The organism is Thermococcus celericrescens (assembly GCF_001484195.1).
GTDB lineage: Archaea > Methanobacteriota_B > Thermococci > Thermococcales > Thermococcaceae > Thermococcus > Thermococcus celericrescens.
Genome location: NZ_LLYW01000001.1, coordinates 48,766 through 60,104 on the forward strand (window position 1 = coordinate 48,766; position 11,339 = coordinate 60,104).

An 11,339-nucleotide genomic window follows, 5' to 3' on the forward strand; every position below is an offset into this window, starting at 1 on the left:
TGGTGTTTTTAATGTTTTCTGTTCTTCTGTCTGCGTATGGGGCCAATACCACGCTTTTTCAAGTGGAGGTAATTGTCGGCGATCGTTATTAAGATGCGTCTCCTTCTTTCGATTTTTAGCTCTCTCATGATTTCATCTTCTTCCAATGTGTCTTTCCTCCGCTTTGCTTCCCTGAGTCTTTTCTTGAGCTCTCGAATGCGCTTTCTTATCTCTCCCTCTTTAACAAGTGATACTTGAGTACCCCCGAACCTGTCCTTCACGGCTGTCCACAGGCCGTCGTCCACGATGAGTTCGAGTCCCCACTTGGAGAGATATTCAAGGTCCTCCCAGAAGTAATGGTCGACCTTGAGGTAATACCTGATCTCAATGGGATACTTGTCCAGAACTTTTTCCAGAATGGGTTTGAAGTACTCCTTCAGGTATTTGTCCCTGTTGCCCTCCATCTCTTTTATGTGTTTGATTTCAGAGAACTCGTCCGTGACTTTATCGAGGTATTGGTACGGCACACTAATTATTGCGACGGCTGAAACTTCTTTGTCAATGGCAATTATTAGGGTTCCCTGTCCCACTGTGGCAAACCCCAATTCCTCTTCTCCCGCGTCTTTTTAACGTTACGACTCATTTGGGCAGTAAATCCCTTAAGGATTAGGGCTGAAGTACCTTCGGTGAAAACGATGACAAGGAGTGAAGATGTCATCGGTGCAACCTTCCCCGTGCCAAAACCGCTTTTGGGAAGGATACTCGATGAGGGAAAGACTGTCTTCGTCAAGCCCTCGACGCTCAGGCTCAAACCGGGCATGAAGCTGGTCTTTTACGCCTCCCACGAGGATCAGGGCTGGCACGGTGAGGCTGAGGTCGAGAGCGTCGAGCACTTCACGAATGTTGAGGATATTATCAAGAAGTACAAAGACGAGCTTTTCCTCACTCCAGAGGAGCTCAGAAAGTACGAGCGCGACAGGGCGAAGTGGCACTCAAGGGGAAGAAGGCCAAGGCCGTGGATGGTGGTCAGGCTGAAGAACGTTCGCAAGTACCCGAAGGTCGTCAAGCCGAAGCGGTTCATCGCGGTCTCGGGAAGGTATGTCAAGGAGGACGAGTACGGGGAGATTTTGAAGAGGGCAGGAATCTGAAGCATGCTTACGGTCTTGTGACACTGATGCATTGCTTCAGTAACTTTCAAAAAATTTAAATCAGAGATTGAGCGATTGTCTTAATGTGTCGTTGTTGCGGGTGGAGGAAATGTCCCAGGAGTTTCACGACGAGAATGACCTCAAAACCATTGAATACCTAATCTTGCTTATCCTGGGGAAGGCTGGTGGCGAGATTAGCGTTCTCCACCTGCAGAAGATATTCTTCTTCCTCTGGAAGTTCCATCCGGAGGTAAGACGGCTTGTGGAGTTCGTGCCCCATCTGAAAGGGCCGTTCTCTGATGACTTGGACGATGCAATAAAAAATCCCCTTTACGTTGTGGACTGCTGGGAGTACCGCCCCCCGAGAAACAAGTCAAAGGCCGAGAAGGCCAAAGGTGGATACATCGTAATTACCGATAAGGGTAAGAGGGCCTATGGAAAGCTTATTGAAGGGTTGAAAAGAAAGGCCCAGGAAGACAAAGACGCCCTCGCCCTTCTCTCCGCAGTTGAGCTTATAGTTCCGCTTTACACTAAGCTTTCGTGGGATGAACTCCTTTTCCTGCTTTACACTGACGAGACCAACAAGGAGTATTCGATCAAATCTGAGTTATCTCGCGATGTCTTGGAGAATGCCGAGAGCATCGTTAATCGCCTCGTCAGGAAGGGCATAATAACTGAAGACATGAAGGCGGCCCTCCTCCATAGAGCAAAGAGTGCAGGGTGGATAATATGAGTCGAAGGGAGTCTGTGGTGGGGGACAGCTCGTTTTACATTGCGTTTTTAGCTGAGAATGAAATCAACGACGGAATGTTCTTAGCAAACCTCCTGAGGAAATATAACTTCATCATGGGCCGGGTGGTTTATGATGAGATCTCGCGGAAAAATCGGGCGGAGATTGAAAGAATTGGATTGAGTGAGTTGGTGGAATTCGCAGACGAGTATGATTATGCTGCGTTGCTCAGTATAATCGGGGATAAGGTTTTTGAGAAAGGGGAATACGAGAGTGTGGCAATTGCTTATACCAAGTACGTTGAGGGGAGTCTCCACTCTCTTATCATGGACGACCGAAAGGCCCGGAAGTGGGTCGAGCAGAACTTTTCAGAGCTGAAGAAGTTCCTCCGGTACAGCCTCAGGTTTTTGGTGAACGCATACAAGGTGGATAAGCGACTCACGAAGGATGAAGTCCTTCACGTTCTTTCCAGGGTCATTGATTCGATTGAAAGGGGAGGTCGGCCGTTTAATCTGGGCAAAACCGGAATAACACTTGTTGAACAGCTCCTTGAAGAGGTGGAGCGAAGTGGTGAAAATTGAATTGCATACTGAGGTTGAGGAGAGCGTTCCAGCGGAGGATGTTCCTGGGTTTGTCATTAAAAAGATTGATCTCGGAGGAATTCATCTTGAAACTCCAGTAAGAACTCTTTATTTGGGTACTGACGTATCTGCTCGTGCTCGCAGTAAGATTCTTGACTTGAAAGAGCGAAAAGCGACACTCTTCGAGGTTAACAGGACGATTTACTTGAATAAAAGTTATGACTCAATAATCAAAGCAATCAAAGAAAGTGACGATGACAATATCAGAGACACATTTAAGCTGAGTGAAAAACTGGCCAATTACAATATTGCTCTTCCGATTTCATTTTCCAAGTTCCCCCAGAAGGTCTTTGGAATGGAGTACTTTGAGAGGTTCCTGGATTATCTTCATGAATACTCAACCGTACTGTTCGTTCCACATGTAAGATTTGCCCGTGAGACCAGTGCAACCGCCGTAAATTATGATGCTCAATCTTTTGTAAGATACGTTGATGGAGCCGTTGAAGTATTGAACGAGTGGAATACCAAGCCAATCTTTGTTCCTCTTGACATCGATTACCCCGCAGAAACTACAAAGGAAATCATTTCACATTATGCCAAAAGGGGATATACCAACATTTGGGTGGACTTCAAAGGCCACACATTCACCAAGAGCCGCTCAGGAAGAATGAGATCTCTTAAAAGACTTATTGATGATCTTTTCGGAGAGGAAAGCAAAAATGTCATCATTTACATCTCAAACATCAAAAAGACACAGAGAGAACATCCAAAGGAAGTTAAACTCAAGCCATCAGATATCTTCGGTACCTTCGTATATGGGGATATTGTAGGTATCCCATGGAAGGGAATTGTATGGCCACCCAAAGAATCAGATGCCAACACTGAGGAATATTGGATCAAAAAAGGTTTTCCAAGCAAGGAGGAGTATGAAGAAGCAGTGTTCAAGCGAGATACCGGCATCTTCGATACAAATTCATATTATTACCTGCATCCAGATAAAATAAATCTCCACGATTCGATCTTGGACAGACTCAGGGAAGAGGTCCTTTCGATGAATATCAGACAAAAATCTGTAGCTGAGAAGATAAGCCATTCAATAAGCAATGCCATAACACTCCGAGAGCTCAACAGACTCAAGAGTAAAGTCCTGTCTGAGGGAACAATTCAAGATTATTTGGAGAGCAGAGAATACTTTGCCACAGCAGGCAAAACAATGCTGGCAAGTATAAGCACCAAGCCAAGGGGACACAAAACAAGTAAAAAGAAAACACTTGAGAAACCCAGAAAAAATCTGTTTGATTTCATGGACTCCCCGTAACGAACCAAAATTTATTATCTGGGGGGAAGTCTCATGCTCCGTTGGAATACTGTAAAGGATGTTATTAATCACATCAAAACCATCCAGAATAAAATCCCAAACGAAGAGTCCACAAAGCAACATTTGGTGCTGCCGATTCTTATGGCCCTCAGCTGGGATGTCTTTAACCCGGATGAAGTTATGCCAGAGGAAAACACCGGCGAAGGCCGGCCAGACTACACTCTTAAGCTGAATGGCAAGACAATCGCATTCCTCGAGGTGAAGAGTGCATTGACATGGATTTTGAAGGGAGATGAAATCAACATGGATCCCCTCAGACAACTTGCACGTTATTGTTTTGACCGCGGGGTCCCCGTGGGAATTCTTACAAATGGCCTCCAGTGGGTGATGATAAAATCTTTTGAGCCTGAGAAAAGCCTCGAAGAGCGTGTTATTCTTGCCGTTGATTTGAGTGCACAAGAGCCTTCACAGGCGGCCGAGAGATTAAAGTGGCTGTCAAAAGAGAAAATCAGCCAATACAATGAAATCCCGACAGAATACAGAAAAATACCTTTCCAGAAACCTCCAGTAAGTAGCGAGCCTCTCCACCCAACAGGGGAGACGAATAAATCAAGCACAGGAACCACAAAGTTCAGAACATTGTACGTTACTGCTTGGGAAGTGGATTTACCGTCCTCTGCGATTGATGTTGACCAGCTGATTGGAAAAGATCTAAAAGGATACGTTCCTTCCCGCCTCTTCGTGAATTTCAGAGGAAAATGGTATGAGATTTCAATTTCTCATGCTGAAAACTGGCCAGGAGCAAGGATTGCATGGAGTAGCATAACTACAATGGCAGTAAGGTTCCTTTATGATCAGGGCATCAGGGACTTTCCTCACGTGGGAAGGTACATCTCAAGGACATCTCGCTCTGGAAAGGCCATGTATGTAGACAAGATTGGCGAATGGTACCTTGAGGGAGCCCCCGGAGGACGTCAGGCTGTCGAAACCCTTTATAAACTCGCAAAACACACTGGGACAAAAATCGCAATTGAGATACAAAAGATCCGGTAACTACTCCAGCCGATGTTTTTCCTTCAGCCGTTCCCTCCCAATGTCTGCAAGATAATGGGCTACAATATCAATTGGGTAATTTGAACGAACGAGCACTCTTCGGACTCATCGTGATAAACCACACCCTTGGAATCAACCGGCGGTACAAGCGGTGCTTCAAAAAAGCGGCCAGGCACGCCCTCAAAGAGTTCTCTCAGAAGTTCAATGAATGCCGTTTTGGTTAATTTCAATTGTTTTAATGGAGCCATCTTAGCGTTTTTGATGCATCCAGCCCTCAACGGGCTGGAGAGAGTGGTGTTAATAAGCTAAAACGTATAAAACAGGTCCGCCCCTTTAAGGACTGTAAAGGCCTCGTACTTAACCCCCCACAGCCCGAGGAACTCCCTAAAGCGGTACGTGTACTGGATGGGCACTGCCACCACCCACGCTCCCCACTGCTCACCGTTGAGCTCCTTCAGCAGACCGCTTCTCATGTCCCTTCCCTTCAGCGCGTACTGGAAGCGCACCCTGTCCTTCCTCGGAAGCCCCTCCAAAGTAAAGCGGAAGATGGTGTAGGCTTTCCCGTTCATCAGCTCCGCGAGGTTTTTACCGTGGCGGAGGGAGTAGCCCTCAACCAATACTCCAAGGCTCGCGAGGTTGTTGGGGTCGAAGAGCTCCTCCGGGCTCATGGCCCTAACGTCGAGTTTTTCCCGAGGGATTGCTGTGGAGAGGATCCCCTTCAGCTGGAGGATCAGTTCCCGGAGCTTCAGGGGGGGAAGTTTTCTTTTGGTGAGTATCATCAGGTCTATGTCGTTTGGTTTCTCCTTTCCCAGAACTGTTGAGCCGTAGAGGACTACATCGAAGACTTCCTCGTGGCTTTTGAGGAAGTCCTTTACTGTATCCCTAAGGTGCCAGAAGGAGGGAAATGAGAAAGGAGTGTCAGATTTTGGTGTAGAGTCCGTGGACGTCATTCTTTAGCACCTCTACCCATTCCTTTGTGGCTCTCATGAGGTATGCTCTGCGGTAGTTGTTGAAGTGGAAGTCCACAACCTCATAGATCTCTGGGTACTTGGCCTCCAGAATCCTGAAACGTTCAGTGTGGTTTCTTGGGAGTTTTCCGGTATCCCTGAGGATGATGTAGTCGCAAATTGCCACGAGGGCCTTGAAGTAAAGGTTTAAAGCCGAGTTATAGTGGCCTTTGTTGAACAAGTGGTCCGCATCCTCAAGGTATTCTTTGGCGTTGGCCTTGAGTTCATGAAGGCTAACCATCCGATTCCCCGTTGTCATGATAACCAATAGCATATATATAAAGCTTTTTGTTATCATGATAACAATTTCCGATGTTTCCGTGTTTTTTATTATCATGATAACCTAGATAGGCAAAACATATCACAGGAGAAAACTCTGGAAGACGTCACGGAGAGGGAGTACAGGGAAATTCTAAGGAAGGCGGGGGTTTAACTCTTCTCTCCTTTTGTTAATAGTTTAAAAGTCATCCAAACCCCTAAAAACCCTGGCGATTATATCCATCCGGTGAAGAATATGTCCTGGAAAGAAAAACTCGGCCTGGTTCATATCTACACCGGCAACGGGAAGGGAAAGACGACGGCCGCCCTCGGCCTCGCGGTCAGGATGCTCGGCTCCGGTGGGAGGGTGATAGTCCTCCAGTTCATGAAGGCCCCGGATGTGTACGGCGAGCAGAAGAAGATAAAGGAATGCGGTGCTGTGATAGAATCCTTCGGCCTTCCAAAGTTCGTCCACGGGAAGCCGGAGCCAGAGGATATCGAGGCCGCCAAAAAAGCCCTCCAGCGGGCCAGAGAAGTCGTCTCAAGCGGAGAGTGGGATTTGGTTATCCTCGACGAGATATGCGTCGCCCTCGGCTTCAAGATGCTGGGCGTCGAGGAGGTGAAGGAGCTCATCGAAAACAAAGCCGAGAACACAGAACTCGTTCTTACCGGCCGCTACTGCCCGGAGGAACTCTTTGAGCTGGCGGACTACGTGACCGAGATGCGCGAGGTGAAACATCCCTACCAGAAGGGCGTCCTCGCCAGGAGGGGCGTGGAGTTCTGACTTCACCCTTTTCTTTCTAGAGAAGTTTCGACGTTAACCGAAAAGTTTTTTAGTTAGGAAAGCTTAAGATAAGCCGAGGAGATTTTAGTAACAATTCTTTAGAAAAGGGGGTGATAGAATGAGCGAGCTCATCGGCCAGATCGTGCAGGTTCTCAAGGAGCAGGTCGTTCAGGACACCGTTGTTCCCAGGAACATAAGGCGCGCCGCAGAGCAGGCCATCGAGGCCCTCCTGGACGAGAGCAAGGAGCCGGCCGTCAGGGCGGCGGATGCGATAGCCATCCTCGAGGAGATAAGCGAGGACCCGAACATGCCGATGCACACGAGGACGATCATCTGGGAGGTCCTCGGTGCCCTTGAGCAGGTCAAGTGAGCGTTTTCTTTTTACGCTCATTTCCCTGCGTTTTCTGACGGAATAAATGAACGGCAGGCTCACACTTTTCTGCCCATGTACCAGAGCTTCGCGCTCTCCTCGACGAGTTCGGCCTTGTAGAACGCCTCCCTGAGGGTTTTCCCCACGGTCACTATGCCGTGCTTGGCCATTATTGCTGCGTCTGAGTTCTGGAGGGCCCCTGAGGTGACCTCCGCCAGCTCTTCCGTCCCAGCGGGTCTGAACGGGGCTATCGGGATTCTTTTGAGGTATATCTCGGCCTCGGGGGTTATTATCGGCAGTTCGCCCTCCACCAGCGTCGAGGCGACGATGGAATACGGCGGGTGCAGATGAGCGATGGCCCTGACGTCGGGCCTCGTTCTGTAAACCGCGAGGTGAAGCCTGTACTCCGACGATGGCCTCACCCCGGAGACCTGCCTTCCGCTCATGTCGATTACGGCGACCTGTTCTGCCGTCATGTCGTCCATCACCGCCCCGGTGGCCTTGATGAATACGAGGTTTCCCCTCCTGATGCTCAGGTTTCCACCAAAGGCGGCAGTGAGTCCCCTCTCGTGGGCCAGCCTGGAGTACTTCATCAGTTGGGTTTTGATTGTCCTGCTCATTTTTTCACCACCCTCACGCCGTAGCCGCAGTCCCGGCAGTAGGCTTTCTCCCCCTTCCAGGCGAGCTCTCCGCCGCATATCGGGCAGGTGTGGGGGTCGCCGTTTTCCCTCCACCTCGAGTAGGTCTCGCGGTCTATGACGAGGAAGAGCCCCTCTGAATCCTCCTCGAAGTGGCCGAGAACGGGGTTGCTCTCTGGCTCGAGGGTCTTTTCGTCTATGATTATCGGTTCTATCCCGATGTTGCCCTCGTACTCGAGGTCATTGGCGGGCAGTATCTCCACGACGAAGGCACCCAGCTCCCTGTCCCTGTACGCTATGACCTCGAGGGCGTCGCTCAGCTCTCCGCTGGATGATATAACATCGATGACAACGTTCTCTCGGCGCGGGAACGCGAGGACGACCAGGAACTTTGTCCTGTATATCGCCATCCCCCTGTCGAGACAGCTCTCCTCGAGACCGAACTCCCTCATGAATTCCCTGATTTCGTCCCCCTCTGGAAGGCGGCCCTTCTCAAGTATAAGCTCGCCGATCCTCTTCGCAATGGGCATCGCGAGCGTGATCGGTTCGTACAGCTTCATGCTCCCACCCCCACTAAATCAGGAGAAAAATTTATAAACCTACCCGGGGCACTATGGAACGGGCAGAGGTCCCGCGGTAGCCTAGCCTGGGAGCGGCGGCGGACTGTAGATCCGCAGGTCCCCGGTTCAAATCCGGGCCGCGGGACCACCAGAAACCTTCTCCTGTTCTGGAAGTTCTGAACTGCGGCGTTCTCCCTACCGCACTCGATTTTGAGCGGGTGGTTTTCCAGGGTATCTTTTCGGGGTATCCAGTTAGGGGTATCGAGAAAAACTTTTAACCTTTGGCGTGTTGTTAAACTCTGGTGTTTAAAATGGGGAAGGGGAGCTTTCTAACCGAGCAGCAGATTAAAATTCTCAGGCTCCGCGCCAGGGGCCTCAAACAGAGCGAGATAGCCGAGATGCTCGGAACGAGCCGGGCCAACATAAGCATCCTTGAGAGGCGCGCACTTGACAAGATCGAGAAGGCCAGAAACACCCTCCTGATATGGGAGCAGATAAACTCCAAGATAAGCGTCGAGGTGAGGAAGGGGGAGGACATCTTCAACGTTCCGGAGAGGCTCTTCCTGAAGGCCGACGAGCTGGGGGTGAAGGTGCCGTACAGCACAGCGGAGATAATAGCCTTTCTCGTGGAGCACGCCCCGATAAGCGACAGGATAGCGAAGCGTGACTTCACGCTCTTCCTTGACGCCAAGGACAGGCTCAGGATAAGCGAGTGCCTACTTGAGGACTTCGATAAGGTGGGGAAGCAGGAGTGACGTGAAGACGCCGTTCAGGGCCATCGCAAGGCCGCTCACCGCCCCCGCGAGCTCATCGTCCAGTATTATCCTCGCCGTTCCAAGGCCGTGGGAGCCCACGCCCATCGCCAGACCGCGTGCTATTCTGTCCCGTACCCCCGTCGCGCTCAGCAGCTCCGGCCCGACCGCGTTCCCCATTATCCCGGTGAGTATCACGAGGACCGCGGTTAAAGCTGGAATGCCCCCTATCTTCTCGCTTATGCCGATTGCTATGGCCGTGGTAACGCTCTTTGGGGCTATGCTGAGGAGGACCTCCTCGCTACCGCCGAGGAGCTGCGCGATGTAGAAGGCGCTCAGGATTGCAACCGTTCCGCCGACGGCTACTCCGAGCGCTATCTCCCTCGCGTAGGCCTTTATGGTCTCCCTGCCCTTGTAAACCGGAACGGCCAAACTCACCACCGCCGGCCCGAGGAGGAACTTGAGTATAACCGCGCTATCCATGTAGCTCCCGTAGGGGATTCCGAACCACTTAAGGATGACCGCTATCGTGATTATGGAGAGGAGAACCGGGTTGGTATAGAAGGCCCTTTTCCTGGCGTGAAGCTCCGAGAACAGGTAGAAGACCACCAGGGTGAGGGTTATTCCGAGCGGGTTCATTTCTCCTCCCTCCTGAGGAGTTCAACCGTCTTCGCGGTGACGACCAGCGTAACCAGGAAGCTCAGTATCAAGGCGACGGATATCGGCACCACTTGGCTCTTTATCAGGCCGAGGTAGGTGACTATCCCGACGCCGGGAGGGATGAACATGACGCTCATGTTCCTGACGAACAGCTCTGCCTCGCCCTCCACCCACTCCAGTTTGATGGCACCTGTGAGCAGCGCTCCCAGGAGGAAGAGCATGCCGAGCACGCTCCCCGGAATCGTCAGGTTGAGGACATAGGTTGTGAACTCACCCAGAGCGTAGAAGCCGAATATTATCGCCAGTCCGCGGTAGGGCCTCATGCTCCAATCTAGGGTACCCACATATAAAAGCATCCCGGGTGATGCGAAAGACCAATAAGCCCCTGCCGCGTAACACCACTGGTGATACCATGCTCATGAGGAACTATCGTTTTCCGGGTCGCTACGGTCCAGAATGGGGCAGCGGGGGAATATTCGGGCTGAAATATCACAACGGGATGCTCTACTTCACGCTGGCCTTTGAGGCGGAGGCGCACTTCATAGACGTGAAGAGCGGGGAGGAAAAGACCTACGACTTCACCCTCCTCGGAGACGCCCCGACCAGCGGTGGCGACACCTACAACGCGGTCGAGACCGTTGACGAGTTCATATACTTCGGCGGCTGGGTTCACGCACCTGCAGTTTACAGGGAGGACAGGAGGATACTCTTCCACAACAAGTACTCCCACGTTCACGTTTACGACACCGAGAACGACTCCATAAGGTTGCTCTGGAAGGATTCCATCCACCACGAGACCGACTGGGCGGGAGAGGTGAGCGATATACTCTACGACCCCTACGGCGACAGGCTTCTCCTCGCGAGGGAGGACGGCCACGCCAACCTCGGCGTCTACGCCCTCGACAGGAGAACCGGAAAGGCCGAGGCGCTTATTCACGAGCCGGCCCCCAAGGGAACCACGGTTCACGATGCCGCCTTTTTCGGCGTTGGGAACAACTTCACCGGCGGTCTGAGGGAATTCAGGGCCCTCGACCTAGTGGAGGGGAGATGGGAGACGTTCAAGCCCGGTGGAAGCGCTGACGGGCGGCCGTACATAAGGCCTGAGCTCGGGGCCATGGCCTCGGCGTACAACAGGGCCTTCGCCTTCGTCAGGGGAGGGGTTCTGGCAGGGAATCCCCTCATGGGCGAGGAGTTCAGGTTCTTCAGGCTCTTCGACTTCTACACCTTCTACGCCCCATTCAGGGTGAACGCGATAAACGTCGGCGGGGGCATTCTGACGGCATTCAACGCGCACCACGACGCGGTTTACAGGCCGGGTTCCCAGGATGCCGGAATCGAGTGGGCCGCCACCAACACCGTCGTCGGGCCGAGCGTCCTCGTTTACGTTGCCCCGCCGATGGTCAGGATAGTCGGGGCATTCGGCGCCAGGGTGACGAGCATCGAGAAAGTCGGCGGAAGGCTCCTCGTTGCCACCAACACCGCCCCCAACACGGGCGCGACG

16 protein-coding genes and 1 tRNA gene are annotated in these 11,339 nt (G+C 51.7%); 10 read left to right on the plus strand and 7 right to left on the minus strand.

What is annotated here, in order from left to right; translation table 11 throughout:
* Positions 1 to 8: 8 nt before the first annotated feature.
* Positions 9 to 569: a hypothetical protein gene (locus APY94_RS00215; RefSeq protein WP_058937733.1), complete on the minus strand. Its 561-nt coding sequence runs from the start codon at positions 567 to 569 to the stop codon at positions 9 to 11.
* A gap of 105 nt (positions 570 to 674) precedes the next feature.
* On the opposite strand from APY94_RS00215, the gene APY94_RS00220 reads away from it, so the two are divergent.
* The 5 genes from APY94_RS00220 (at position 675) to APY94_RS00240 (ending at position 4,809) form a co-directional block, all read left to right on the plus strand.
* Positions 675 to 1,127, plus strand: a complete 453-nt coding sequence (locus APY94_RS00220; protein ID WP_058937734.1) for a DUF365 domain-containing protein — start codon at positions 675 to 677, stop codon at positions 1,125 to 1,127.
* 109 nt (positions 1,128 to 1,236) lie between these two features.
* Positions 1,237 to 1,860 (plus strand): hypothetical protein, encoded by a 624-nt coding sequence (locus APY94_RS00225; protein WP_058937735.1) that lies wholly within the window; start codon positions 1,237 to 1,239, stop codon positions 1,858 to 1,860.
* Positions 1,857 to 2,438 (plus strand): hypothetical protein, encoded by a 582-nt coding sequence (locus APY94_RS00230; RefSeq protein ID WP_058937736.1) that lies wholly within the window; start codon positions 1,857 to 1,859, stop codon positions 2,436 to 2,438. Before APY94_RS00225 ends, APY94_RS00230 begins: the two co-directional genes overlap by 4 nt.
* Positions 2,425 to 3,756 (plus strand): hypothetical protein, encoded by a 1,332-nt coding sequence (locus tag APY94_RS00235; protein ID WP_058937737.1) that lies wholly within the window; start codon positions 2,425 to 2,427, stop codon positions 3,754 to 3,756. Before APY94_RS00230 ends, APY94_RS00235 begins: the two co-directional genes overlap by 14 nt.
* Positions 3,757 to 3,789: 33 nt before the next feature.
* A complete protein-coding gene (locus tag APY94_RS00240; RefSeq protein ID WP_058937738.1) occupies positions 3,790 to 4,809 on the plus strand; it encodes a type I restriction endonuclease in 1,020 nt (339 codons plus the stop codon).
* A 305-nt stretch (positions 4,810 to 5,114) separates the two neighbouring features.
* On the opposite strand, the gene APY94_RS00245 is transcribed toward APY94_RS00240, so the two are convergent.
* On the minus strand, positions 5,115 to 5,759 hold the full coding sequence (locus APY94_RS00245) for a nucleotidyltransferase domain-containing protein (RefSeq protein ID WP_058937739.1): 645 nt from the start codon (positions 5,757 to 5,759) through the stop codon (positions 5,115 to 5,117).
* Positions 5,728 to 6,057 carry a HEPN domain-containing protein gene (locus tag APY94_RS00250; protein ID WP_058937740.1) on the minus strand — a complete coding sequence of 110 codons (330 nt, stop codon included), beginning with the start codon at positions 6,055 to 6,057 and terminating at the stop codon, positions 5,728 to 5,730. The genes APY94_RS00245 and APY94_RS00250 overlap by 32 nt, the downstream gene beginning before the upstream one ends.
* 273 nt (positions 6,058 to 6,330) lie before the next feature.
* Here APY94_RS00250 and cobO point away from each other — a divergent pair, with 273 nt between their 5' ends.
* Positions 6,331 to 6,858, plus strand: coding sequence for a cob(I)yrinic acid a,c-diamide adenosyltransferase (gene cobO / locus APY94_RS00255; RefSeq protein WP_058937741.1), 528 nt, complete (start codon positions 6,331 to 6,333; stop codon positions 6,856 to 6,858).
* Positions 6,859 to 6,976: 118 nt separating this feature from the next.
* Entirely contained in the window at positions 6,977 to 7,228 is a 252-nt protein-coding gene (locus tag APY94_RS00260) for a UPF0147 family protein (protein ID WP_014013138.1), read from the plus strand.
* A gap of 59 nt (positions 7,229 to 7,287) precedes the next feature.
* Here APY94_RS00260 and APY94_RS00265 read toward each other — a convergent pair whose 3' ends face one another.
* Positions 7,288 to 7,848 carry an aldolase gene (locus tag APY94_RS00265; protein WP_058937742.1) on the minus strand — a complete coding sequence of 187 codons (561 nt, stop codon included), beginning with the start codon at positions 7,846 to 7,848 and terminating at the stop codon, positions 7,288 to 7,290.
* Positions 7,845 to 8,426, minus strand: a complete 582-nt coding sequence (locus APY94_RS00270) for a hypothetical protein (protein ID WP_058937743.1) — start codon at positions 8,424 to 8,426, stop codon at positions 7,845 to 7,847. The genes APY94_RS00265 and APY94_RS00270 overlap by 4 nt, the downstream gene beginning before the upstream one ends.
* Before the next feature lie 70 nt (positions 8,427 to 8,496).
* Between APY94_RS00270 and APY94_RS00275 the strand changes: the two genes are divergently transcribed.
* Positions 8,497 to 8,574, plus strand: a tRNA-Tyr gene (locus tag APY94_RS00275).
* Between the two features lie 163 nt (positions 8,575 to 8,737).
* Complete coding sequence (locus tag APY94_RS00280; protein ID WP_058937744.1) at positions 8,738 to 9,181, plus strand: Tfx family DNA-binding protein; 444 nt, start codon at positions 8,738 to 8,740, stop codon at positions 9,179 to 9,181.
* On the opposite strand, the gene APY94_RS00285 is transcribed toward APY94_RS00280, so the two are convergent.
* Complete coding sequence (locus APY94_RS00285; protein WP_058937745.1) at positions 9,143 to 9,817, minus strand: CidB/LrgB family autolysis modulator; 675 nt, start codon at positions 9,815 to 9,817, stop codon at positions 9,143 to 9,145. The two genes, APY94_RS00280 and APY94_RS00285, sit on opposite strands and share 39 nt — an antisense overlap.
* A complete protein-coding gene (locus tag APY94_RS00290) occupies positions 9,814 to 10,161 on the minus strand; it encodes a CidA/LrgA family protein (protein WP_058937746.1) in 348 nt (115 codons plus the stop codon). The genes APY94_RS00285 and APY94_RS00290 overlap by 4 nt, the downstream gene beginning before the upstream one ends.
* 89 nt (positions 10,162 to 10,250) lie before the next feature.
* On the opposite strand from APY94_RS00290, the gene APY94_RS00295 reads away from it, so the two are divergent.
* Positions 10,251 to 11,339, plus strand: a 1,089-nt coding sequence (locus tag APY94_RS00295) for a DUF2139 domain-containing protein (protein ID WP_058937747.1), incomplete at its 3' end; no start/stop codon positions are given.

What these genes read in the sequence shown, in the direction of transcription:
- APY94_RS00220 (WP_058937734.1), top strand. Translation starts at nt 675, where the DNA reads ATGACAAGGAGTGAAGATGTCATCGGTGCAACCTTCCCCGTGCCAAAA.
- APY94_RS00225 (WP_058937735.1), top strand. Translation starts at nt 1,237, where the DNA reads ATGTCCCAGGAGTTTCACGACGAGAATGACCTCAAAACCATTGAATAC.
- APY94_RS00230 (WP_058937736.1), top strand. Translation starts at nt 1,857, where the DNA reads ATGAGTCGAAGGGAGTCTGTGGTGGGGGACAGCTCGTTTTACATTGCG.
- APY94_RS00240 (WP_058937738.1), top strand. Translation starts at nt 3,790, where the DNA reads ATGCTCCGTTGGAATACTGTAAAGGATGTTATTAATCACATCAAAACC.
- APY94_RS00245 (WP_058937739.1), bottom strand. Translation starts at nt 5,759, where the DNA reads ATGACGTCCACGGACTCTACACCAAAATCTGACACTCCTTTCTCATTT.
- APY94_RS00250 (WP_058937740.1), bottom strand. Translation starts at nt 6,057, where the DNA reads ATGGTTAGCCTTCATGAACTCAAGGCCAACGCCAAAGAATACCTTGAG.
- cobO (WP_058937741.1), top strand. Translation starts at nt 6,331, where the DNA reads ATGTCCTGGAAAGAAAAACTCGGCCTGGTTCATATCTACACCGGCAAC.
- APY94_RS00260 (WP_014013138.1), top strand. Translation starts at nt 6,977, where the DNA reads ATGAGCGAGCTCATCGGCCAGATCGTGCAGGTTCTCAAGGAGCAGGTC.
- APY94_RS00265 (WP_058937742.1), bottom strand. Translation starts at nt 7,848, where the DNA reads ATGAGCAGGACAATCAAAACCCAACTGATGAAGTACTCCAGGCTGGCC.
- APY94_RS00270 (WP_058937743.1), bottom strand. Translation starts at nt 8,426, where the DNA reads ATGAAGCTGTACGAACCGATCACGCTCGCGATGCCCATTGCGAAGAGG.
- APY94_RS00280 (WP_058937744.1), top strand. Translation starts at nt 8,738, where the DNA reads ATGGGGAAGGGGAGCTTTCTAACCGAGCAGCAGATTAAAATTCTCAGG.
- APY94_RS00285 (WP_058937745.1), bottom strand. Translation starts at nt 9,817, where the DNA reads ATGAACCCGCTCGGAATAACCCTCACCCTGGTGGTCTTCTACCTGTTC.
- APY94_RS00290 (WP_058937746.1), bottom strand. Translation starts at nt 10,161, where the DNA reads ATGAGGCCCTACCGCGGACTGGCGATAATATTCGGCTTCTACGCTCTG.